23 protein-coding genes are annotated in these 23,340 nt (G+C 67.5%); 20 read left to right on the forward strand and 3 right to left on the reverse strand.

All coding sequences use genetic code 11. The features are described from left to right. Positions 1-144 precede the first annotated feature (144 nt). The 13 genes from N0K08_RS21140 (at position 145) to N0K08_RS21200 (ending at position 11,568) form a co-directional block, all read left to right on the forward strand. A complete protein-coding gene (locus N0K08_RS21140) occupies positions 145-1,761 on the forward strand; it encodes a ShlB/FhaC/HecB family hemolysin secretion/activation protein (protein WP_261502396.1) in 1,617 nt (538 codons plus the stop codon). A 50-nt stretch (positions 1,762-1,811) separates the two neighbouring features. Continuing rightward, the gene (locus N0K08_RS21145) at positions 1,812-3,587 is read left to right on the forward strand and encodes a DUF2341 domain-containing protein (protein ID WP_261502397.1); all 1,776 of its coding nucleotides are present in this window, start codon (positions 1,812-1,814) and stop codon (positions 3,585-3,587) included. Positions 3,588-3,590: 3 nt separating this feature from the next. Next, positions 3,591-4,007 carry an ExbD/TolR family protein gene (locus N0K08_RS21150; RefSeq protein ID WP_261502398.1) on the forward strand — a complete coding sequence of 139 codons (417 nt, stop codon included), beginning with the start codon at positions 3,591-3,593 and terminating at the stop codon, positions 4,005-4,007. A gap of 10 nt (positions 4,008-4,017) precedes the next feature. Continuing rightward, positions 4,018-4,719: a hypothetical protein gene (locus N0K08_RS21155; protein ID WP_261502399.1), complete on the forward strand. Its 702-nt coding sequence runs from the start codon at positions 4,018-4,020 to the stop codon at positions 4,717-4,719. A 47-nt stretch (positions 4,720-4,766) separates the two neighbouring features. Continuing rightward, positions 4,767-6,554: a putative porin gene (locus N0K08_RS21160; RefSeq protein ID WP_261502400.1), complete on the forward strand. Its 1,788-nt coding sequence runs from the start codon at positions 4,767-4,769 to the stop codon at positions 6,552-6,554. Between the two features lie 10 nt (positions 6,555-6,564). Then, positions 6,565-7,284 (forward strand): hypothetical protein, encoded by a 720-nt coding sequence (locus tag N0K08_RS21165; RefSeq protein WP_261502401.1) that lies wholly within the window; start codon positions 6,565-6,567, stop codon positions 7,282-7,284. Positions 7,285-7,292: 8 nt separating this feature from the next. Beyond that, complete coding sequence (locus tag N0K08_RS21170) at positions 7,293-8,222, forward strand: peptidylprolyl isomerase (protein ID WP_261502402.1); 930 nt, start codon at positions 7,293-7,295, stop codon at positions 8,220-8,222. 49 nt (positions 8,223-8,271) lie between these two features. Next, on the forward strand, positions 8,272-8,796 hold the full coding sequence (locus tag N0K08_RS21175; protein ID WP_261502403.1) for a YbjN domain-containing protein: 525 nt from the start codon (positions 8,272-8,274) through the stop codon (positions 8,794-8,796). A 101-nt stretch (positions 8,797-8,897) separates the two neighbouring features. Next, entirely contained in the window at positions 8,898-9,068 is a 171-nt protein-coding gene (locus N0K08_RS21180; RefSeq protein ID WP_261502404.1) for a hypothetical protein, read from the forward strand. 75 nt (positions 9,069-9,143) lie between these two features. After that, complete coding sequence (locus N0K08_RS21185) at positions 9,144-9,602, forward strand: YbaB/EbfC family DNA-binding protein (RefSeq protein ID WP_261502405.1); 459 nt, start codon at positions 9,144-9,146, stop codon at positions 9,600-9,602. A gap of 177 nt (positions 9,603-9,779) precedes the next feature. Beyond that, entirely contained in the window at positions 9,780-10,442 is a 663-nt protein-coding gene (locus N0K08_RS21190; RefSeq protein ID WP_261502708.1) for a DUF4197 domain-containing protein, read from the forward strand. After that, positions 10,442-10,840, forward strand: coding sequence for a YchJ family protein (locus tag N0K08_RS21195; protein WP_261502406.1), 399 nt, complete (start codon positions 10,442-10,444; stop codon positions 10,838-10,840). Before N0K08_RS21190 ends, N0K08_RS21195 begins: the two co-directional genes overlap by 1 nt. A gap of 62 nt (positions 10,841-10,902) precedes the next feature. Further along, on the forward strand, positions 10,903-11,568 hold the full coding sequence (locus tag N0K08_RS21200) for an HAD family hydrolase (RefSeq protein WP_261502407.1): 666 nt from the start codon (positions 10,903-10,905) through the stop codon (positions 11,566-11,568). 10 nt (positions 11,569-11,578) lie between these two features. Here the strand turns inward: N0K08_RS21200 and N0K08_RS21205 are convergent, their stop codons facing one another. The 3 genes from N0K08_RS21205 to N0K08_RS21215 form a co-directional block, all read right to left on the reverse strand. Next, positions 11,579-12,265, reverse strand: coding sequence for a glutathione S-transferase family protein (locus N0K08_RS21205; RefSeq protein ID WP_261502408.1), 687 nt, complete (start codon positions 12,263-12,265; stop codon positions 11,579-11,581). A gap of 61 nt (positions 12,266-12,326) precedes the next feature. Then, on the reverse strand, positions 12,327-13,409 hold the full coding sequence (locus tag N0K08_RS21210; RefSeq protein WP_261502409.1) for an AraC family transcriptional regulator: 1,083 nt from the start codon (positions 13,407-13,409) through the stop codon (positions 12,327-12,329). A gap of 111 nt (positions 13,410-13,520) precedes the next feature. Then, on the reverse strand, positions 13,521-15,263 hold the full coding sequence (locus tag N0K08_RS21215) for a Na+/H+ antiporter (RefSeq protein WP_261502410.1): 1,743 nt from the start codon (positions 15,261-15,263) through the stop codon (positions 13,521-13,523). A 93-nt stretch (positions 15,264-15,356) separates the two neighbouring features. On the opposite strand from N0K08_RS21215, the gene N0K08_RS21220 reads away from it, so the two are divergent. From N0K08_RS21220 to N0K08_RS21250, 7 genes are all read left to right on the forward strand, one after another. Next, positions 15,357-16,964 carry a carboxyl transferase domain-containing protein gene (locus N0K08_RS21220; protein WP_261502411.1) on the forward strand — a complete coding sequence of 536 codons (1,608 nt, stop codon included), beginning with the start codon at positions 15,357-15,359 and terminating at the stop codon, positions 16,962-16,964. A 26-nt stretch (positions 16,965-16,990) separates the two neighbouring features. Then, positions 16,991-17,776, forward strand: coding sequence for an enoyl-CoA hydratase/isomerase family protein (locus N0K08_RS21225; RefSeq protein ID WP_261502412.1), 786 nt, complete (start codon positions 16,991-16,993; stop codon positions 17,774-17,776). 30 nt (positions 17,777-17,806) lie between these two features. Beyond that, a complete protein-coding gene (locus N0K08_RS21230) occupies positions 17,807-18,547 on the forward strand; it encodes a DUF4126 domain-containing protein (RefSeq protein WP_261502413.1) in 741 nt (246 codons plus the stop codon). A gap of 63 nt (positions 18,548-18,610) precedes the next feature. Then, the gene (locus N0K08_RS21235; protein WP_261502414.1) at positions 18,611-20,623 is read left to right on the forward strand and encodes an acetyl/propionyl/methylcrotonyl-CoA carboxylase subunit alpha; all 2,013 of its coding nucleotides are present in this window, start codon (positions 18,611-18,613) and stop codon (positions 20,621-20,623) included. Positions 20,624-20,683: 60 nt separating this feature from the next. Next, the gene (locus N0K08_RS21240; RefSeq protein WP_261502415.1) at positions 20,684-21,604 is read left to right on the forward strand and encodes a 2-hydroxyacid dehydrogenase; all 921 of its coding nucleotides are present in this window, start codon (positions 20,684-20,686) and stop codon (positions 21,602-21,604) included. 148 nt (positions 21,605-21,752) lie between these two features. Then, positions 21,753-22,289: a hypothetical protein gene (locus tag N0K08_RS21245; RefSeq protein ID WP_261502416.1), complete on the forward strand. Its 537-nt coding sequence runs from the start codon at positions 21,753-21,755 to the stop codon at positions 22,287-22,289. A 108-nt stretch (positions 22,290-22,397) separates the two neighbouring features. Continuing rightward, the gene (locus N0K08_RS21250; RefSeq protein WP_261502417.1) at positions 22,398-23,324 is read left to right on the forward strand and encodes a hydroxymethylglutaryl-CoA lyase; all 927 of its coding nucleotides are present in this window, start codon (positions 22,398-22,400) and stop codon (positions 23,322-23,324) included. Positions 23,325-23,340: the final 16 nt, after the last annotated feature.

Below are 23,340 nucleotides of genomic sequence, written 5' to 3' on the forward strand. Positions count from 1 at the left end.
ATTTCGTGAAAAACAGCGGTTTCCGGCGGCCTCAAACGTCTATGTATCAGGACGTGACTATTGTCATCTGAGCACTTCACGATGGCGGTTGAGCGGCGTATTCGGACACCACATTTCGGAAATCGAGTTCATCCCATGCAAGCAATGAAGAAGAGCGGACCCCTGCCGCGATGGCGGGCCCTGTGCCTGGCATCGTTGGCCTTGTGCAGCGGCGCGGGCTGGGCGCAGCCCGGGGCGGAGGTCGCCGCCGAGGCCCCCGCCGAGCAGGCGCGCGAAGTGGAAGTGCTGGAGTACATCGTGCGCGGCAACACGGTACTGGATGCGCGCAGCATAGAACGCGCGGTTTCGCCCTTTCTGGGGCCGGGCCGCAGCCTCAAGGACATCGAGGGTGCGCGCGACGCCTTGCTCGCCGTCTACCAGGCCAAAGGCTACCAGTCGGTCTATGTCGACCTGCCGGAACAGCAGGTCACCGAAGGGCTGGTGCTGCTGCAGGTCAACGAAACGCGGGTCGGCCGCGTGCGCGTGGTCGGTGCCGCCTACCAATCGCCGGTGGAAGTGCGCGAACAGGTGCCGGCGCTGCGCGAAGGCGCGGTGCCCGACTTCAACCAGGCGCAGGTCGAACTCACGGCGCTCAATCTCGGCGGCAAGCGCCAGGTCATGCCCCTGGTGCGCCAGGGCGCGCTGCCCGGGACCATGGACGTGGACCTCAAGGTCGATGACAGCAGCCCCTGGCGCGCCAGCGTGGGCCTGAACAACGACCGCAGCGCCGACACCGAGGATTTGCGGCTGACGGCGTCCATAGGCCACGACAACCTCTGGCAGCTGGGCCACAGCGCATCGATGAGCATCTTCGCCACACCGCAGGATTTCAACCAGACCAAGGTCTGGTCGGGCTCTTATTCGGCGCCGCTGCGCGGCACGCACTGGAACCTTGAAGCTTCGGGTTACGTCTCCGACAGCAGTGTGGCGACCGTGGGCGGCACCAACGTCATCGGCAAGGGCTATGCGCTGGGCATGAAGGCGGGCTACACGGTGCCCGACAGCGGCGCCTGGTGGCACAACTTCAGCGCGGGCGTGGATCTCAAGAACAACAAGGAAGCCTTGCAGTTCGGCAAGACCAGCGATGAAGTGCCGCTCAAATATGCGCCCATCACGCTGGCCTATTCGGGCTATTACCAGGGCGAGAAGCTGCAGTCCGGCCTGGGCCTGTCGCTGGTCGCGGGCACGCGCACTTTCCTCGGCTGGGGCAGCGACTGGCAGCGGTTCAGCTACAAGCGCTACAAGGCTTCGCCCAGCTTCCTGGTGCTCAAGGCGGATTTCAACGGCAGCTATGCGCTGGCCAACGAATCGCAGCTGGGCTGGCGCTTTGCCGGCCAGCTGACCGACTCGCCGCTGGTTTCCGGCGAGCAGATCGCGGCCGGCGGTACCAACTCCGTGCGCGGCTATCTGTCGGCCGAAGCTACGGGCGACGTCGGCATGGTCGGCTCCATCGAGTGGCGAACCAAGCCGCTGAGCTACTTCGGCGAGCGTGTCGAAGGCTGGCGCGCCTACCTTTTCGCCGACGCCGGCCAGCTGCGCCTGCGCGACCCGCTGCCCGAGCAGCAGCACCGCTTCACCCTGGCTTCCGTGGGCCTGGGCACGAATTTCCGCATCGGCCCGCAGATCAGCGCCCGGTTCGACCTGGCCTATCCCCTCAAGACCGGGCCGCGTACCGAGCGGCACGACCCGCGTCTGACTTTCAACCTCAACGCCAGCTATTGATGCCGGCGCTGCGCACTTCATTCCTGCCCATTTTTCGGAGAACCCCTGTCATGCGACGCATCCTGTTTCTACTGTTCACGGCGCTGAGTGCGCTCCTGCCGAATCTGGCGCAAGCCGCCTGGTGGCAGGCCGACTGGTCTTACCGCAAGCCCATCACCATCGACGCCGGCCCGCAAGGCGCGGCGCTCGCCGGCGACGCGGGTCGCACTCCGGTGCTGGTGCGTCTGCACACCGGCAATTTCAATTTCGAAGGCGTGAGTGACACGGGTGCCGATCTGCGCTTCATCGCCGCCGACGACAAGACCGTGCTCAACCACCAGATCGAACAGTTCGATCCGCTGCTGGGCATGGCCCTGGTCTGGGTCGACATGCCCGCGCTGCCCGTGGCCGCGCCGCAGCAGATCTGGATGTACTACGGCAACTCCAAGGCGCCGGCGTCCGGCAACGGCCAACGCAGCTTCGATCCCGACTACACGCTGGTCTATCACTTCGCCGAGACCGGTGCCCCCGCACGCGACACCACGGCTTACGGCAACCACGCGCAGACCATGACCGTCACGGCCGAAGGCACGGTGATCGGCCGTGGCGCCATGCTGGGCAATGCGCCCTTGATGCTGCCCGCATCGCCTTCGCTGGCGCTGGCTTCGGGCGCTGCGTTCACGTTCAGCGCCTGGGTGCGTCCCGAGACGCTGGGTGCGAATCAAGTGGTCTACTCGCGCCGTGACGGTGCGGGCGAACTCACGCTGGGCATAGACCAGGGCGTGCCTTTCGTGCAGGTCAACGGCCAGCGCAGCGCGCCGGGCCAGCCTATCCAGGCGGGCCAGTGGTCGCACCTCGCGGTCAAGGCCGACGGCAAGACCGTGGCGCTGGTCGTCGGCGGCCGTACCGCGGCGACGCTGGCCGTGGCGCTGCCCGCGCTCAATACGCCCGCTTCGCTGGGCGCCTACAGCGGCACGGCCGAAGGCCAGTCCTTCGCGCCGTTCAACGGCGCCATCGATGAAGTGCGCTTCTCCAAGGTCGCGCGTCCCGATGCGCTGCTGCAGGCCGACGCGGTCTCGCAAGGCGCGGATTCGCGCATGACGGCCTTCGGCGCCGACGAGCAGCAGGCCGGCAAGAGCCACTTCGGCTTCATTCTGGCGGCCATGCCGCTGGACGCCTGGATCGTGGTGGCCTTGCTGGGCCTGATGATGGCCTTCTCCTGGATGATCATGATCGGCAAGGGCCGCAGCTACGGCGCCATCTCGCGCGCCAATGCGAAGTTCATGGGCTTTTTCCGCGAAACCGCGGGTGCGCCGCTGGACATGCTGGCCAAGGACAGCCGCGTTCCCGCCGAGATCAGAACCGATTCCTCGCTGTGGCGCCTGTATGCCGTGGCCGTGGAGGAAATGCGCCGCCGCCAGGACCGCGGCTACGACCTGAACGCGGTCTCCAACGCCACCATCAGCGCCATCCGCGCGGCCATGGACGGCGTGATGGTGCGCGAGAACGAGAGCATGTCCAAGCGCATGAACTGGCTGTCGACGACCATTGAAGGCGCGCCTTACGTGGGCCTGTTCGGCACGGTGATCGGCATCATGCTGGTGTTCGTCGTCGCGGCCATGGCCGGCGCGGTGGACATCAATTCGGTCGCTCCCGGCATGGCCGCGGCGCTGCTGTGCACGGCGGCCGGTCTGGGCGTGGCGATTCCCGCGCTGTTCGGCTACAACTGGCTGGCTTCGCGCTCGGATGCCATCGGCGCCGACATGGCCGTGTTCGTCGACGAGTTCTCCACCCGCCTGGCCGAAGAGCAGGGCGAAGGCCGCGGCCAGACCGTGCGAGGTGCCTGAACCATGGCCAACGCCGCTGCCAAATTCGGTACGAAAAAACGTACCGGCGGCATCAACATCACGCCTTTCGTGGACGTGCTGCTGGTGGTGCTGGTGATCTTCATCCTGACCAGCAATGCCAGCATTCCTGGCATCAAGGTCGATCTGCCCAAGGCCAGCTCGGCGGTGGCGCTGGAAAAACCCAAGACCAAGGCCGTCACCATCGACAACGACGGCCGCGTATTCCTCGACGCCTACCCGGTCACGCTGGCCGAACTCGAGGAGCGCCTGCGCACCGAGAAGGCGCTGACGCCCGACTTTCCGGTCATCGTGCGCGGCGACTCGGGCGTGCAGTACGCCAAGGTGGTCGAAGTGCTGGATCTGCTGCGCCGCATCGAGCTCAACCAGATCGGCCTCGTGACCGGCAAGCCGGCCGCCTGAGGAGCGCAAGTTGAAACACTCCAACGCACCGACGCCGCAGGCCGCGCTGTCGTTCTGGCGCCGCTGGGGCGGGTGGGCCATAGGGCTGATCGTGGTGGTCGGGCTGGCAGCGCTGCTGTGGTACCTGCTCGCGGGTACGGCCAGCACCAAGCGCGCCGTCGCGCCCACGGCCATGCTGATGCTGCCGCCACCCCCGCCGCCGCCGCCCGAACCCGAGAAGCTGCCCGAGCCCGAACCCGAGAAGGTCGAGCCCAAGATCACCGAAGTCGAACCGACGCCGGTCGAGTCGCAGGAAAAGCCCATGGACGACGCGACACCCAGTCCATCGCAGGACCTGGGCGATCCGCTGACCATGAACGCCGACGCCCAGGCCGGCACCGACGGCATCGCTGTCGGTCGCGGCGGTGGTTCGACGGGCGGCGGTGGCGGCCTGGGCAACGGCTCCTACCAGCGCTACCTCTCCGCCCAGCTGCAGCAGGCGCTGGCGCGCGATCCGCGCACGCGCAGCCTGGTGTTCAGCGACCTGCGCGTGGACCTGTGGCTGGCCAGCGACGGCCGCAGCACGCGCCTGCAGCTGGTCCAGGGCAGCGGCAATGCGCGCACCGACGAGCTGGTGCTGGCCATGCTGCGCGAGATTGAGCGCATCGACGAACGGCCTCCGCAGTCCATGCGCTTTCCGGTGCGCGTTTCCATGAACGGCCGCCGTCCCTGAAGGCGCTGGCGACCGGCTCCCTCTTTCGAATCCTCCATGAATCAACCATGACTCCATTCGCATACTCCCATTCGTTCGCCCGGCAACGTCCGCCGCTGGCACGCAAGGCGCAAGCCATGGCCATCGCGACGGTGATCGCGCTGACGTCGATGGCCGCTGCCGCCCAGGCTCCCGGCGCCGCGGTGCCCACCGAAAGCGCCATGGTGCGTCTCATCCAGGGGCTGGTGCAAAGCGGCGCCCTGACCAAGGACGTGGGCGAAGCCCTGCTGGCCCAGGCGCAGACCGAAGCCATGGCCCAACGCCAGGCCCAGCGCCAGGCGAGCGCGGCCGCGCCGCCGGCCAGCGCGCTGCAGGCCCAGGCCGGCGATGTGCGCGTGCCCTACGTACCGCAGACCGTGCGCGACGGCATCCGTGACGAGGTCAAGAATGAAGTCATGGCCCAGGCCCGGTCCGAAGGCTGGGCCGCGCCCAACGAGACGCCGGAATGGGCCAAGCGCATACGCTTCGAAGGCGATCTGCGCGTGCGCAACGAGTCGCGTCTGTTCTCGGGCGGCAACAGCAACGAAGTCGTCAACTACGCCGCGATCAACAGCGGCAGCGGCTACGACGTGAACCTCAACACCACGGCCGGCCTGCCGCCCCTGCTCAACACCCGCCAGGACCGCAAGAACCAGTGGCGCGCACGCGCGCGCATCGGCCTGGTGGCGGATATTTCCGACAACACGCATGCAGGCGTGCGCCTGGCCAGCGGCAGTGACGACAACCCGGTCTCGACGACCCAGACGCTGGGCAACGGCCTGGGCAAGAAGAACATCTGGCTCGACCAGGTCTGGCTGTCGCACCGGCTGATGGACAGCGTGACGCTGACCGGCGGGCGCTTCAGCAATCCCTTCGTAACGACAGACATGCTGTTCTCCAACGACCTCAATGTCGATGGCGTCGCGCTGCAGTACAGCAAGCCTCTGCCGAGCAACAAGGACCTGACGCTGTTCGGCACCATAGGCATCATCCCGCTCGAATACTCGTCCGACAGCTTTCCCGCCAACAGCCTGAACAAGGCCGCGAGCGAGAACAAATGGCTGCTGGGCCTGCAGGCCGGCGCCGACTGGAAGCTCAACGAACGCAACCGTGTGCGCGGCGCGCTCGCCTATTACGACTTCAAGAACGTCTCCGGCAAGGTCTCGGGGCCCTGCGCTCTGTATGCGGGCGCACAGGCCTGCGACACCGACTGGTCGCGTCCGGCCTTCATGCAAAAGGGCAACACGCTGATGATGCTGCGCGACATCGCGCTCAATCCCGCCGACCCGGCCAACACTTCCCAGCCCCAGTACTTCGGTCTGGCGTCGAAATTCCAGCTGCTGGACATGAACCTGCGCTGGGACACCAAGGTCGCGGGCAACTACGGCCTGCGCCTGGACGCGAACTACGTGCGCAATCTCGCCTATGACGAGAACAAGATGTTCCAGCGCGCACGCGGCGGCATCGTCAACAACTATGGCGCGAATGCCTCGCTGACGCCCGGGAAGGCGGACTTCCGCAGCGGCGGCAACGCCTACATGTTCCAGGCCACGTTCGGCAAGCCCAGCCCGTCGGCGCGCGGCGACTGGAACGTCCTGGCGGGCTACAAGCGCATAGAGCCGGACTCCATGCCCGACGGCTACAACGACCCCTCGTTCCATCAGGGCGGCACGAATGCGCGCGGCTACTTCCTCGGCGGTTCGTACGCGATCGACAAGAACACCTGGCTCACGGGCCGCTGGATGTCGACCAAGGAGGTCTACGGCGCGCCTTACCAGATCGACACCTTGCAGCTTGAGCTCAATGCCCGCTTCTGAAGGAACCACCATGACATTGTTTGATCACCCATGGTCAGGGATGCGCGTGGCGCTGCTGGCTGGCGCGCTCGCCTGCGCAAGCCTGGCGCAGGCCCAGGAGCAGAGCATGGAGGCGCGGCTGCGCGCCCAGCTGCGCACGGTCACCGGCCAGCTGCAGCAGGCGCAAAACGAGCTCGCGCAGTTCAAGGCGGGCACCGCGGCCAAGCCGGCGGCAGCACCCGCCGAGGCCGAAGCCCTGCGCGCCGAACTCGCGCAAAGCCAGGCCCTGCTGGCGCGGGAGCGGGAAGCGCGCAGCCGCCGCGATGCCCAGTTCTCCACGGCCCAGCAGCAGACCCGGGAAACGCTGGACAAGGCCGGCGCCCAGGTCGCGCAGTTTCGCGGCGCCTATACCGAATTGCTGAAGATGGCGCGCGCCACGGAAGGCGAGCGCCAGAAGTTGACCCAGGCCGCGGCCTTGCACCAGGTAGCGATCGCGCAGTGCACGGCCAAGAACCAGCAGTTGCATGCCGTGGGCATGGAAGTGGTGAACGCCTACGAGCAGCTGGACATGGGCAGCGTGCTGTCGGCGCGCCAGCCGTTTGCCGCGCAAAGCCGCGTAAAGCTCGAGCAGATCGCCCAGGAGTTCGGCGACCGCCTGTACGAAGGCAAGTTCGATCTGCGCGCGGTGCAGGCGCCGCAGGTGGCCGAATCGCCCGACGCTTTCCAGATCGCTCCAAGCAGCACGCAATAAGGTTCGCCATGAACAAGCATCCAATGAAAAACATCGGCCGCAGCGCACTGGGACTGGTGCTCGCCACGCTTCTGGGTTCGGTGGCGGCGCAAACGCCGGCCGCTGCCGGACCGGCCGTGGCCCAGATGGGCGCGGTGTCGATTGCGCAGTCCGAAGTCGAGCGCCTGCTGCAAGACATGCCAGCAGCCGAGCGCGCCCAGCTCAAGGAGCAGCGCGCGGGACTGGACGGCTGGCTGCGCCAACGCCTGGCGAGCGAAGCCCTGCTGCGCGAAGCACAGCAAAAGCAATGGGGAGAGCGCCCCGACGTCAAGGCGCGCATCGATGCCGCGCAGCGCGAGATCCGCGACCGCATCGTCAGCAGCAGCTATCTGGAATCCGTCACGCAACTGCCCGCGGACTTTCCCGGCGACACGCAGCTGACGGCGGCCTACGAGCAGGCCAAGCCCCAGCTCCAGCTGCCCGCGACCTACCAGGTGGCGCAGATCTTTCTGGCCCTGCCCGCGGGCGCGGACGCGGCCGCCATTGCCGCGCTGCGCGCCCAGGCCGTGCAACTGGCCGAACAGGCGCGCAAGGGCGACTTCGCGGCCCTGGCCAAGGCCCGTTCCCAGGATGCACGCAGCGCGGCCCGCGGCGGCGATGTGGGCGCCTTGCCGCTGGCGCAACTGCTGCCGGAAATGCGCGAGACCGTGTCCGGCATGAAGCCCCTCCAGGTCAGCGCACCCGTGCAGTCGCCCGCGGGCTTTCATGTGCTGAAACTGCTGGCCAAGCAGCCCGCGCGCACGGCCACGTTCGAGGAGTCCAAACCGCGCTTGCAGGCCGCCTTGCGCGCGCAACGCCGGCAGGAACTGGTGAATGCCTATTTCGCCCAACTCGCCCCGGCCGACAGCATCCGCATCGACAGCGCCGCCCTGGATGCGGCCCTGCAAAAAGCCCACTGAAGGCCTGAGCCTTTCTTCATTTTTTCCATTGCCAACCCAGGACCACACCATGAGCATCAACACTCCCGAACAGACCGTCGCCCCACAAGCCGCGGAGCTGCTGTTTTCCGTGACGCCGGACCAGGTGTCCGCGGCCATTCAGGCCAGCGGCTGTGCCGTCACGCCCATAGAGCAAGACGGCGTGGTGCGTCTGCACAGCGCCAGTCAGGGCATTGGCTTTCAAGTGCTTTGGGGCAATGCCTTGGCCGCGGGCGAGTACGTGGACTTCACCTTGAGCTGCCCGTTGCGCGTGCAGGGCGGCTCGCTGCCCGAAGCCGTGCTGTCCGACTGGCATCGCAGCAAGCGCTTTGCGCGCGTGGCCCAGCACGGTGACTTTGTGGTGCTGGAAATGGACGTGCTGGCCGCGGGCGGCGTCAGTCCCCAACATCTGGCCGTGATGCTGCAGCTGTGGAACCAGATGATGGGGCAGTTTTTCCTGCACCTGCGCAACTTCAAGCCCGCGGATGCGCCACTGGCCGACGCGGCTGAAAGCGCGGCCCAGGCCCAGCTGAGCGACGAGCCCGTCGCCGCCTGAATCCCGTGCCGGCAGGCAAGAAACTCCCGGTGCTGGCCAAAGCCCTGGAGGCACCACCGGGACAGGGGTTTGCGTCGCTCAACCGGCAGCAAAAGCGCACCATGATCCATCGCCAGCGCGAGCGGTTGCGGCGCGCGACCAAGGTCTGGGAGCGCCAGCGCGCCGTGCTCATGCGCCTGCTGCTTGAGTCCATGGAAGAGTTCAGTATTTCGTCCACCGAACTCTCCGAGGAACGCCGCAAGCGCACGGCGCAAAGCCGTGGCGAACGCTGAGCCAGCGGGCGCTGGGCAGCGCCCGCTGGCAAAGTGCGACCATGCTCGCCTGAAGGGCGGCCAAGAAAGTAAACGATGTTGAAAGATTTCCGTCTGCGTCGCGCATCCCTGTGGCCGCTGCTGCGCCGCGCCCTGGGCGGCCTGGGCCTGGGCCTCACGGTCTCGGCCTTGCCCGCCGTAGCGCATGCGCAGCCGCCCGTGCAGGACCACTGGGTCCGCTATGCGCAATTCGTCAGCAATACATTCCAGCATCGCCTCAACGATCCGGGCCAGGAACCCGTGCGGCGCCTGCATGGCTGGCTGCAGGAGCGCATGCACGATTCGTCCAAGCCCTTGCCCGCGCCAGTGCTGGTGGTGCGCGTCAGCGTGGGGGCCGCGGGGCAGATCGATGGCCTGGAGTTCGATTCCCTGGGGTGGCCGCAGGCCGATGCCGACCTGAGCTACCTGCTCACGTCCGAGCCTCTGCCGGTGCTGCCGCCGCGCGACTTGCGCCAGCCCATCGTGCTGCAGCTCACGCTGGGCTTGCCCTCCTGAGGTATTGCACGGCTTAAAATTCGTTCCAGGTCCAGACCAGCCCATGGGCCAGCAGTACCGACCGCCAGGCCCAGGCCTGGCACCTGCTTTATTCAAGGAACCCTGACCATGCATACTCCGCAGCCCCCTACCTTCCGCGTCACGCGGCGCCAGTGCCATCGCTGGAGCGGCGCAGCCATGGGCGCGCTGCTGCTCGGTGCCTGGCAGCAGGCCCAGGCGCTGTCGCTGGCCGATCTGTCGTCGGCCGATGCGGGCAGCGGCGTCAAGCTGGCATTGAGCCGGGGCGCGGAAGCCGCCGTGGCGCTGCTCGGGCGGCCCGACGGCTTTCTGGGCAATCCCCAGGTGCGCATTCCGCTGCCCGGCTATCTGGACGATGCGGCCAAGCTGATGAAGCGCTTCGGCCAGGGCAAGCGCATCACCGAACTCGAAACCTCCATCAACCGCGCGGCCGAAGCCGCCGTGCCCATGGGCAAGGACTTGCTGGTGAATGCCGTGCAGACCATGAGCGTGACGGATGCGAAGAAAATCCTCGCCGGCGGCGACAACTCGGTGACCGCGTTCTTTGCCGAGAAAACGCGCGCGCCGCTGGGCACGCGCTTTCTGCCCGTGGTCAAGCAGGCCACGGACCAGGTCGGCCTGGCGCAGCAGTACAACCAGTTTGCCGGCAAGGCCGCGGGCCTGGGCCTGCTCAAGCCGCAGGACGCCGATCTGTCCCAGTATGTGACGGGCAAGACGCTGGACGGCCTGTACCTGATGATTGGCGAGCAAGAACGCAAGATCCGCCAGGATCCCGTCGGCACGGGCAGCGCCTTGCTGCAGAAAGTGTTTGGAGCGCACTGATGGGTGATGCCTGTCCCTGCGGGCGGCTCGACAAGAAGGGCCGGGCCGTCGCTTACGCCGACTGCTGCGCGCGTTATGTCGAGCATTTCGAGACCTCGCCCGCGCCCGATGCCGAGCATTTGATGCGCTCGCGCTACAGCGCTTTCGTGCTGGAAAATGCAGCCTATCTGCAAGCCACCTGGCAGGCCGGTCAGCGCCCCGAGACGCTGGATTTCGAGCCCGCAGCGCGCTGGCTGGGGCTGAGCGTGAAGGACTTCCGCGCCACGGGCGAGGACAGCGCTGAAGTCGAGTTCGTGGCGCGCTACCGCGTCGCCGGCCGTGCCGTGCGCCTGCATGAACGCAGCCGCTTCGTGCGCGAGAACGGCCGCTGGTATTACCTGGACGGCGACCAGTTCTGAGCGGGCCCCCCTTTTTTTGATGTTATGGAGAAAGCCGGTTTCCCAGGAAGCCGGCGCGCGCAATGCAATTTGAAGCGATCTTGTTTGACTGTGACGGCGTGCTGGTCGACAGCGAAACCATTACCAATTCGGTGCTGTGCGCCATGCTCAACGAATCGGGCTGGCCGATCTCGGCGGCGGACTGCCTGGAGACTTTCATCGGCAAGACGGTGCGCAGCGAAACCGCGCGCATCGAGGCGCATACCGGCCGGCCGCTGACCGATGCCTGGATGGCGGATTTCTACGAACGCCGCAATGTGCAGTTGCGCGCGAACCTGGTGGCCATCGATGGTGCGCTCGAATCCGTGCAGGCCGTGCACGGCCAATTGCAAGGCCGCATCGCCGTGGCTTCGGGGGCCGACCGTTTCAAGGTGGAGATGCAGCTGACCCAGGTCGGCATGGCGCCGTACTTCACCGGCCGGGTGTTCAGCGGGCATGAGACGCCGCGCTCCAAGCCGTTCCCGGATGTGTACCTGGCCGCGGCGGCGGCGCTGGGCGTGGCGCCCGAGCGCTGCCTGGTGATCGAGGATTCGGTGCCGGGCATTCAGGCCGGTATCGCGGCCGGTGCGACGGTCTGGGGCTACTGCCCCGAGCCCGTGCTGCATGCCACGCCGCAGATGCTGCAGGACGCAGGCGTGGCGCGCGTCATGCGCTCGATGGCCGAGCTGCCGGCGCTGCTCGCGGGCTGAGCCACTCGCATCAAGGACGGATCAGCGGCGAAGGCGTGGTCGGCACGCCTTGCGCCAGCGCGGCGCTGTGCTCCGCGGCCAGGGCGCGCGCAAAGGCGGGCCTGGCCTGCAGCCGCTGCCAGTAGGCTTGGGTGGCCGGCCCCCACTGGGAATCGAGCTCCAGGTGGGCGGCCAGCATCAGCGCATAGCCCACGGCCACGTCGGCGGCCGTGAAGCGTGCGGCGCAGAGCCACTCCTGGTGTTCGACCGCGGCTTCCACGGCCCGCAGCCGGGCGAGGAACCAGCGCGCATAGTCCTGGGCCACCTGCGGCAGCCGCCGCTCGGGCGGCTCGAAGTGGGCGTAGCGCAGCACCAGCGTCTGGGGAAAGCCCAGCGTGGCGTCGCTCATGTGCAGCCAGTTGAGATAGGCCGCGAAGTCGGCCTCGTGCGCTGCCATGGACAGGCCGGCTTGCGGGTGGCACGCGGCCAGGTATTCGCAGATCGCGGCCGACTCGGTCAATCGGGCCGCGCCATGGCGCAGCAGCGGCACCGTGCCCAGCGGGTTGAGCGCCAGGTAGTCACGCGCCAGCACGCGCGGCGGGAAGGGCAGCATCAGCAACTGGTAGGGCTGTTGCAGCTCCTCGAGCATCCACAGCGGTCGAAAGGACCGGGCACTGACGCAGTGGTGGAGCTGGTAGGGGGCGGGGATGTCGGGCATATCCCAGTCTAGGGAGCACGGGGTTGCGCCGGCCGCCGAAATAGGTGCGGATTGCGCCAGCTCAAGCGGGCCCGGCCGTGCTGCGGCGGCGGTATTGCGCCGGCGTGTCGCCCGTCCATTGGCGAAAAGCCCGCATGAAGCTTTTTTCACTCACAAAGCCGCAGGCCAGGGCGACGCGCTTGATGGGCTGGCTGGTGCGGTGCAGCAAGGCCAGGGCGCGCTCGCGTCGCACGGCATCCTTGAGGGCTTGCAGCGAAGCCCCTTCGTCCTTGAGCTGTCGGTGCAGGCTGCGCGCCGACAGGTGCAACTGCTCGGCCAGGGTGACGGCCGTGTGCAGGCATTGGGCGTCGGCGATCAGCAGGCGACGCACGCGCTGCACCAGCAGCCGGTCGCGCCGGTAGGGGCGCACCTGGATAGGCAGGGCGCGCTGCAGCATCTGCTGCAATGCGGCCTCGTCGCGCGCCAGCGGCAAGGCCAGGCAGCGGGCGTCCAGGCGCAGGCAGGCCTGGGCGGCGTTGAACACCACGCCATCGGCATCGGTGGCGGGGAACAGCACCGGGTAGACATCGGCGTGGGCCGGTGGCGCGAAAGGAAAGCGGGCCTGCAGCAGCGGCAGGCGTGCATCGATCAGCCAACTGGCCAGCCCATGGATGTTGCGCAGCACCGAAACCAGGCAGAACTCGCGCATGGGCCCGAGCGGCCGCTGTTCGGTGATGGTGAGTTCCGCCATGTCGCCCTGGGTGTGCAGGTGCAGCGTGATGTCGTCGGCCAGCAGCCCATGGTGGCGGCACCAGCGTGCGAGCGCCAGGCCCAGCGTGGCGCTGCTGATGGAGGCGCGCGCCAGCATGCCGTAGCTGCCCCAGGGCAGGCGGCGACCGAACCAGCCCAGGGCCTCGTCATCGAGTTCGCGCATGGCGGCATCCGACAGCGCCTCCATCTGCATGGCGGTGATGCGGGCCTGGCTGTCGGCTACGGACTGTGGCGTGATTTGTGCCTTATGCAGTGCGGCGTCGGGCGCCAGGCCCCGGTCGGTGTAGGCCTGGACAATGGCCTGCACAAAGGCCATGGGTGTCAGTGCCGGGTGGCCGTCGGCCGCATGGGCCGTCAGCGGCAGGGGAGGGCGGACAAGAACGGGTGTGGACATGGTGCTGGCAATTATTGCAACCTTTGTGGCCTGATTGGCACAGGGCTGACCCGTATGCTGGCAGGCATGCCCACCCTACCCGCCACCGGCTTGCCCGCCCTGTCCCGCTGCTCAATGCGTGGCCTGGTCCGCTGCAGCGGTGTCGGCCGGAGGCAGGCCGGCGGCGCGGCGGGCCACGGCCAGCCGTTTGCGCAGCGCGACTTCGGACAGGTCCAGTTCGTTGACCAGGCTGCGCAGCGATTCGTCGTTGATGCGGTGGGCCTGGCGTTCGGCGTACAGGGCTTCACGCTCGCGCTGCAGGCAATGGATGCGCATGTCGATTTCCATCATGTAGCGCAGCTTGCGCTGCATCACCAGTTCGGGCGTTTCGCTGTGCGCCTCGACCGACGTGGCCAGCGTGCTGCCGTCGTCCAGCAGGTTCAGGCGGTTGCGGTATTCGACCGTGAGGTGGCCGACGACTTCCTGGCGCTGCGCCAGCCAGGCCGCGCCATGCTGCTGGGCCTGCTCTTCGGTCAGCACCATGCTGGCCAGTGCGGCCTGGCTGGCGGCAATGCGCGCCAGGCGTTCTTCGCGCACGGTTTCGGGCTCGGGGGCCGGCGGCATGCGCCGCAGGATCAGCGGCAGGGCGATGCTGGCCAGCACCAGCGTGAACAAGATGGTGCCGGTGGCCAGGAAGATCAGCAGATCGCGGCTGGGAAATGCATGGCCGTTGGGCAGCAGCAGGGGCACGGACAGCGCGCCGGCGAGCGTGACGGCGCCGCGGATGCCGGCCACGGTGGTCGCCAGGGTCAGCAGGGCAGAAGGCTTTTCGGCCATCTTGCCCAGGCGGTGGGCCTGGCGCAGGCTGCGCTGCACGCCCAGCATCAGCCAGATCCAGCGCATCAGCAGCAGCGCCACCGAGATCACGACCACATAGCCGACCAGAATCCACCAGTCATGGCCCGCTGCCAGCAGCGTGCTGCCGATGATGGACGGCAATTGCAGGCCCAGCAGCAGGAAGATGGCGCCGTTGAAGGCGGCTTCGACCATGGACCAGGTGGCTGCGCTTTGCATGCGCTCGGTGATGAAGTTGCCGCGTTCCAGGTCGGCGAAGTTGGTGGCCACGCCCGCGGCCACGGCGGCCAGAATGCCCGAGACGCCGATTTTTTCGCCCACGATGTAGGCGGCAAACGGCAGCAGGACCAGCAGCAGCACCATTTGCGTCGCGGCCACGTCGCCCAGGCGGCGGGTGATGGTGTCGCGTCCATAGCTGAAGCCCCAGCCCAGCAGCGCGCCCACACCCAGACCGCCCACGGCCATCCAGGTGAAGTCCTTGGCCACCGCGCTCCACGAGAACACGCCGGTGAGCGTGGCGGCAATGGCGAACTTCAGCGCCACCAGGCCCGATGCATCGTTGAGCAGCGATTCGCCTTCGAGCACGTACATGGTTTTCTCGGGCATGCCCAGGTTGCGCGTGATGGCCGATACGGCCACGGCATCGGTGGGCGAGATCACGGCGGCAAGCGCGAAGGCCACCGTCAGGGGCATCTCTGGAATCATCCAATGAATCAGATAGCCCAGGCCGAGAACGGTGAACAGCACCAGTACCAGGGCCAGCTTCAAAATGGGCTGAAAGAGTGCAAAGAATTCGCGTTTGGGAATCCGCGCCCCGTCGGAGAACAGCAGGGGCGGGATGAACAGCAGCAGGAACAATTCGGGGTCGAAAGCGATGTGCAGGCCTTTTTGCGGCCAGGCAATCAAGGCACCGAGGGCAATTTGGATCAGGGGCAGGGGGATGGCGCGGACATATCTGGCAGCGATGCCGGTCAGGGCTCCGAGCATCAGTACCAGCAAGACGGTTTCAACGGTGTGCATCCGGGCATTGTCCCCAGGCGGATTCGATGCAGACCGTTGGATGGAAATAAAAACCATGTTTGCCGCTAGGGCAAACCAGACAAGAGGCAAGCCATGGGCATTCTGGACACTCGACTCAACCCGCGCTCCGCGGATTTCCTGGCCAATGCGGCCGCCATGCAGACCGTGGTGCAGGACCTGCGCCGCCAGATAGACAAGGTGCTCGCCGGCGGCGGCGAGGCCGCGCGCGCCAAGCATCTGGGCCGCGGCAAGCTGCTGCCCCGCGACCGGGTGCAGATGCTGCTCGATCCGGGCACGCCGTTTCTGGAGCTGGCGCCGCTGGCAGCGCTGAACATGTACGACAACGCGGCCCCGGGCGCGGGCCTGATCGCCGGCATAGGCCGGGTCAGCGGCCAGGACTGCATGATCGTCTGCAATGACGCCACCGTGAAAGGCGGGACCTACTACCCGATGACGGTGAAGAAGCATTTGCGTGCCCAGGAAGTCGCGGCGCAGAACCGCCTGCCCTGCATCTACCTGGTGGACTCGGGCGGCGCCAACCTGCCCAACCAGGACGAAGTCTTTCCCGATCGCGACCACTTCGGCCGCATCTTCTTCAATCAGGCGAACATGAGCGCCCAGGGCATTGCGCAGATCGCCGTGGTCATGGGCTCGTGCACGGCCGGCGGCGCCTATGTGCCGGCGATGAGCGACGAGTCCATCATCGTCAAGGACCAGGGCACGATTTTTCTGGGCGGCCCGCCGCTGGTCAAGGCCGCGACCGGTGAAGTGGTCAGTGCCGAAGACCTGGGCGGCGGCGACGTGCACACGCGTCTGTCGGGCGTGGCCGACCACCTGGCGCAGAACGACTTGCATGCGCTGGCGCTGGCACGCACGGCCGTGTCCCATCTGAACCGCGGCAAACCGGCCGACGCCGCCGACGCGCCGCCGGTGGCGCCGCGTTTCGCCGCCGAGGAGCTCTACGGCGTGATTCCCGTGGACACGCGCAAGCCTTTCGATGTGCGCGAAATCATCGCCCGCGTCGTCGATGACAGCCAGTTCGACGAGTTCAAGGCGCGCTTCGGCAGCACCCTGGTCTGCGGCTTTGCGCGCATCGAAGGCATGCAGGTGGGCATCATCGCCAACAACGGCATTCTGTTCAGCGAGTCGGCCATCAAGGGCGCGCATTTCATCGAACTGTGCTGCCAGCGCAAGATCCCGCTGGTGTTCCTGCAGAACATCACCGGCTTCATGGTCGGGCGCAAGTACGAGAACGAAGGCATTGCGCGCCATGGCGCCAAGCTGGTGACGGCCGTGGCCACGGCGTCCGTGCCCAAGTTCACCATCATCATCGGCGGCAGCTTTGGCGCGGGCAATTACGGCATGTGCGGCCGGGCCTATTCGCCGCGTTTCCTGTGGATGTGGCCGAACGCGCGCATTTCGGTGATGGGCGGCGAGCAGGCTGCGAGCGTGCTGGCCACCGTGAAGCGCGACGGCATCGAAGGCCGGGGCGGAGCGTGGAGCGCCGAGGAGGAAGAAGCGTTCAAGGCGCCGATCCGCCAGCAGTACGAAGACCAGGGCCACCCTTACTACGCCTCGGCCCGCCTGTGGGACGATGGCGTGATCGATCCGGCCGACACGCGCCGTGTGCTGGCCCTGGGGCTGGCGGCCACGCGCAATGCGCCCATCGAGGACACGCGTTTCGGCGTGTTCCGCATGTAATCGCCTGTCAACGCAAAGGAACTGCCATGACCCCGACTTCTCTTCACATCGCCTATGACGCCGGCGTGGCGCGCATCACGCTGGCCCAGCCCGAGATCCGCAACGCGTTCAGCGATGCCACGATTGCCGACATCACCCTGGCTTTCCACACGGTGGGCGCGCGCGCCGATGTGCACGCCGTGGTGCTGGCGGCCGAAGGCCCGGCGTTTTGCGCCGGTGCCGATCTGAACTGGATGCGTCGCATGGCCGATTACAGCCGCGACGAGAACCGTGTCGATGCGGGCAAGCTTGCCGAAATGCTGCGCGTGATCTACGAATGCCCCAAGCCCACGCTGGCACGGGTGCAGGGCGATGTCTATGCGGGCGGCATGGGGCTGGTCGCGGCCTGCGACATGGCGGTGGCCGTCGATACGGCCGGCTTTTGCCTCAGCGAAGTCAAGATCGGCCTGATTCCCGCGACCATCAGCCCCTATGTGATCCGCGCCATGGGCGCGCGCGCGTCCCACCGCTATTTCCTGACCGGCGAGCGCTTTGACGCGCATGAAGCCCGGCGCATCGGCCTGGTGCACGAAGTGGTGGCGGCCGACGCGCTCGATGAATGCATGGATCGCCTGCTCCAGCCCCTGCTGCGCGCGGGCCCGGCCGCGGTGCGCGCCTGCAAGCGGCTGGTGATCGATGTGGCCGAGCGTGAAATCGACGCCCACCTGATCGCGGCGACGGTCGAGAGCATTGCCGACATCCGCGCCAGCGCCGAAGGCAAGGAAGGCGTGCAAGCCTTTCTGGCCAAGCGCAAGCCGTCGTGGCTGGCGTAAGCGACTGAAGTCCCGCATCTCCTAGCGACCATGCAGAACTTCTGGAACAGCATAGCTCAGTGGCTGCACAGCCTGGGCCTGCACCCCGACCGCGAGGTGCTGGCGCCTGTGGGGCAGGCCGTGGGCCAGGCCGCGGACAAGTTCGGCCAGGTGGCCGGCGGCATGGACCTGCCCGGTCTGATGGCGCTGGCCGCGGCCCTGGGCTGGGCCAGCGGGTTTCGCCTCTACGCCGTGGTGTTCGTGGTGGGTCTGCTGGGCGCGAGCGGCATGGTGGCGCTGCCCGGCGGACTGCATGTGCTGGAACACCCGGTGCTGCTGGTCGCCAGCGGCGGCCTGCTGTTCGTGGAATTCTTCGCCGACAAGATCCCCGGCGTGGATTCGGTCTGGGATGTGCTGCACAGCGTGATCCGCGTGCCGGCGGGCGCGGCGCTGGCCGCGGGCGTGTTCGGCGCCGACAGCGCCACCATGGCCACGCTGGCCGCCTTGATGGGAGGCACGCTGGCCTTGAGCAGCCAGGTGGCCAAGACCACCACGCGCGCCGTGATCAACACCTCGCCCGAACCCTTGAGCAATGTCGGCGCAAGCCTGGTCGAGGATGGCGCGGCCGTGGGCGCGCTCTGGCTGGCGCTGGCCAACCCGGCGGTGTTCGCGGTGGTGCTGGTGGTCGTGGTGATCGCCTTGTGGGTTCTGACCTGGATGCTGTGGCGCTTTCTGGCCGCGGCCCTGCGCAGGATCCGGGGCTGGTTGGGTGGCGGGGCGGCTCCCCTATAGAAACAGGTCCGCAGCGCCGCGGCGGTGGCGACTGGGGCAATACAACGAAATTCAGGAGACAGCATGTTCAGCAAAATTTTGATCGCCAATCGCGGCGAAATCGCCTGCCGCGTCGCGGCCACGGCCCGGCGCATGGGGGTTCGCACGGTGGCCGTGTATTCGGATGCCGACGCCCATGCCCAGCATGTGGCGGCCTGCGACGAGGCCGTGCACATCGGCGGCAACGCGCCCAAGGACAGCTATCTGCGCTGGGAGCGCATTCTGGCCGCGGCCCTGGCCACGGGCGCCCAGGCCGTGCACCCGGGCTACGGTTTCTTGAGCGAGAACGAGGACTTCGCCCAGGCCTGCGCCGAGGCCGGCCTGGTGTTCATCGGCCCGCCCCCTTCGGCGATCAAGTCCATGGGCCTCAAGGCCGGCTCCAAGCAGTTGATGGAACAAGCCGGCGTGCCGCTGGTGCCGGGCTACCACGGTGTCGACCAGGCCCCTGAGCATCTGCAGCGCGAAGCCGACCGCATTGGCTATCCGGTGCTGATCAAGGCCAGCGCGGGCGGCGGCGGCAAGGGCATGCGCGCGGTGGACAAGAGTGAAGACTTCGCGGCGGCGCTGGCCAGCTGCAAGCGCGAAGCCATCAACAGCTTTGGCGATGACGCCGTGCTGATCGAGAAATACGTGCAGCGTCCGCGCCACATCGAAATCCAGGTGTTTGGCGACACGCTGGGCAACTATGTCTACCTGTTCGAGCGCGACTGTTCGGTGCAGCGGCGCCACCAGAAAGTGCTGGAAGAAGCGCCGGCTCCGGGCATGACCGAGGCCTTGCGCAGCGAGATGGGCGCGGCCGCCGTGGCCGCGGCGCGCGCCGTGAACTACGTGGGTGCGGGCACGGTGGAGTTCATCGTCGAGCAGCGCGACGGCGGCGCCATGGACTTCTTCTTCATGGAGATGAACACCCGGCTGCAGGTCGAGCACCCGGTCACCGAAGCCATCACCGGCGAAGACCTGGTCGAGTGGCAGCTGCGCGTGGCCAGCGGAGAACCTCTGCCCAAGCGCCAGGACGAGCTGCGCATCATCGGCCATGCGATCGAAGCGCGCATCTGCGCCGAAAACCCCGACAACCAGTTTCTGCCGGCCACCGGCAAGCTGCATGTCTACCGCAAGCCGGCCTGCAGCAGCTTCACCGTGGCCGACGTGCGCATCGATGACGGCGTGCGCGAAGGCGATGCCATCAGTCCGTACTACGACTCGATGATCGCCAAGCTGATCGTGCGCGGCGACAACCGCGAGCAGGCGCTGGCCCGGCTCGACGCGGCGCTGGCCCAGACGCAGATCGTGGGCCTGGCGACCAATGTGCAGTTCCTGCGCCATGTGCTGCGCTCGCCCTCGTTTGCCCAGGCCCAGCTGGACACGGCGCTGATCGAGCGTGAAAAGGCAGTCCTGTTCCACCAGGACCCGGTCGGCCTGCCGCTGGCCGTGGCCGCGGCCGTGGCCAGCGCGCTGCTGCGTGAGCAGGCGCAGCAGGGCGCCGACCCGTTCAGCCGACGCGACGGCTGGCAGTCGCACGGCACGACCCAGCGCCCCTGGTCCTGGCTGGTCGCCGGTGCGCAGGTGGAGGCGCGCCTGAGCTACCTGCCCGGCGGCGCGCTGGCGCTGACGCTGGCGGCCCAGGGCGATGCGCCCGTCGTGAGCGGCCCGCTGGTGTTTTCCGCCGCCGACGATGGCCTGGATCTGGCGTTCGCCGGCCAGCGCACGCGTGCCCAGGTGCATCAGTTTGGCGAGCAGTTCCATGTGTTCACGCCGCGCGGCGCGCAGACGCTGATCTGCATAGACCAGCTGGCGCACGCCGGCGAGGTCCACGCCGAAGGCGGACGCTTGACGGCGCCCATGCCAGGCAAGCTGGTGTCGTTTGCGGTGAAAGTCGGCGACCGCGTGACGGCTGGCCAGGCGCTGGCCGTGATGGAGGCCATGAAAATGGAGCACACGATCGCGGCACCGCACGACGGTCTGGTCGAGGAACTGCTGTACACGCCCGGCGATCAGGTAGGCGACGGCGCCGAGCTGCTGCGCCTGGCCCTGGCATAGACGCAAAAACCCTGGGCTTTTACTGCGCGTGCAGGCAAACCCGGGGTACGCTTGGCTCCTATGAAAATCACGTTTTGCTGTACCGATACCACCCCCGGACCTTGGCTCGAAGGTCTGCGTGCTGCCCTCCCTGGCGCTGAGCTGTCGGTGTGGCAGCCGGGCGACCCCCAGGCCGACTATGCGCTGGTCTGGGCGCCGCCCCAGCAGTTCATGGACGAGCAGGCCGGCCTCAAGGCCATGTTCAACCTCGGCGCGGGCGTCGACGGCCTGCTGCGCCTGCGGCTGCCGCCGGGCGTGCCCGTGGTGCGCATCGAGGATGCGGGCATGGCCGTGCAAATGGCCGAATATGTCTGCCAGGCCGTGGTCCGGCATTTCCGCGCGCTGGATGTTTATGAGTCCGACATGGCCCGTGGCCAATGGACCTTCTACAAGCCGCGCGTGCGGCGCGATTTTCCGGTCGGCGTGATGGGTCTGGGCGTGCTCGGCCAGCGCGTGGCCCAGGCGCTCCAGCATTTCGAGTTCCCGGTCAACGGCTGGAGCCGTTCGCCCCGGCAACTGCCCGGAGTCACTACTTACAGCGGCGCGGAAGAATTTGATGCTTTCCTGGGCGCGAGCCGGGTGCTGGTCAACCTGCTGCCGCTCACGCCCGACACGCGCGACATCCTCAACGCCAAGACCTTGTCGCGGCTGCAGCCCGGCGGCTACGTGATCAACGTGGCGCGGGGCGCGCATCTGGTCGATGAAGACCTGATTGCCCAGATCGATTCCGGCCATCTCGCGGGTGCGACGCTGGACGTGTTTCGCACCGAGCCCTTGCCCGCGGACCATGCGTTCCGCACGCACCCGCGCATCACGCTCACGCCGCATACCTCGGCGCGCACGCTGCGCGAAGACAGTCTGGCGCAGATCGCGGCCAAGCTGGTCGCACTGGGCCGGGGCGAGCCCCTGACCGGTCTGGTGGAAGGCTCGCGCGGCTATTGAGGGTGTCTGTCCGGAGTGCGCAGGAAGCGCGTGGCGCTGCTGTGCGTGAGGAAAGTCGGGAATGTTGAAGTCGGGTAAAGGCCCAGCACGGTCGCGCAGGTGGCGAAAACTGCGGCCCCTGCTGGGCGGTTGGCTGGCCTGCAGCCCCGTGGCCTGGATGTGGCTGGGCGAGCATTCGCTGCTGGCCGCGGCTGCGGGCGCGGCGCTGCTGGCGCCACTGTTTCTGTGGCGCAGCCTGGGGCAGCTGCTGGTGGCTGTACTGGCCCTGGTGGGGGCGGCCAGCCTGGTGTATTTCTGGGCCGTGCCCGAAGCCCGGCCGTCGATGGATGCGCTGTTGCCGCTGTGGCCGCAGGGGCAGGAGGTGTTGGCGAACTGGGGCGTGCAGCCGTGGATGGCGGCTGGCGCGCTGGCGACCGCTGGCGCTCTGTGGTGGGCCTGGACCCAGCTGCAGCGCCAGCGCTGGGGGCGCTCGGCGTTGACGGCGGCGGCCGGTCTGGCCTTGGCCTGGGCCGGCGTGTCGTTGCCGTCCGGCGGCCGCCCGCAAATGCTGTCCTGCAGCTTGCTGCTGCAGGCCGTGGGAGCGTCGGTCGGTACGGGCTGGGCGGCCGTGGTGCCGCAACTGCTGCCGGGCTGCCAGGAATGGCCTTCGGCCGCGGCGGCCAGCACGCTGGCACGGCCGCAGTGACAATGGAGTCAGCGGTGCCGCAGTCCTTGAGGGGGCGGTGGCACAGGATATCGGGGGCAGGCCGCGGTGGAAGCGGCTTGCAATGATTTACACAATGGAATGGACACCATGAGCTATCCCTCCCGCGTCAAACTGGTGGACGTCGGTCCGCGCGACGGCCTGCAGAACGAAAAGCAGACCGTGCCGGCCGCCGTCAAGATCGAACTGGTGCACCGCCTGCAGAATGCGGGCCTGCGCGAAATCGAAGTCACGAGCTTTGTGAGTCCCAAATGGGTGCCGCAAATGGCCGACAACAGCGAAGTCATGGCCGGCATCACGCGCCAGCCTGGCGTGCGCTACTCGGTGCTGACGCCCAATCTGCGCGGCTTCGAGGCGGCGCTGGCCAGCCGTCCCGATGAAATCGTGGTCTTCGCCGCCGCCAGCGAAGCTTTCAGCCAGCGCAACATCAATTGCAGCATCGCCGAAAGCATTGAACGTTTTGCGCCCGTGGTCGAAGCCGCGCGCGCGGCGGGCATCTACGTGCGCGGCGCCATGTCCTGCACCGTGGGCTGCCCGTATGAAGGCGAGATCGCGCCCGAGCGCGTGGGCTATCTGGCCGGGCTGATGAAAGGCATTGGCGTGCAGCATGTGGGCGTGGCCGACACGATTGGCGTGGGCACGCCGCTCAAGGTGCAGCGTGCCATCGAGGCCACGCTGGCCCACTTTGCCATGGACGATATTTCCGGCCATTTCCACGACACCTACGGGCAGGCGCTGGCCAATACCCTGGCCGCGCTTTCCATGGGCGTGTGGCAGTACGACACTTCGGTGGCGGGCCTGGGCGGCTGCCCCTACGCCAAGGGCGCGACCGGCAATGTGGCCACCGAAGACGTGGTCTACCTGCTGCATGGCATGGGCATAGACACCGGCATCGACCTGGATGCATTGATCGATGCCGGCCAGTACATCAGCGATTTCCTCGGCCGCCCCACGCAGTCGCGCGTCGCCAAGGCCTTGCTGGCCAAGCGGGAGGCGAGTGTCTGTGACGCTGTCTGAGATTCCGGTCGTGGCG

It is taken from the genome of Acidovorax bellezanensis, assembly GCF_025421555.1.
GTDB classification, from domain to species: Bacteria; Pseudomonadota; Gammaproteobacteria; order Burkholderiales; family Burkholderiaceae_C; genus Comamonas; species Comamonas bellezanensis.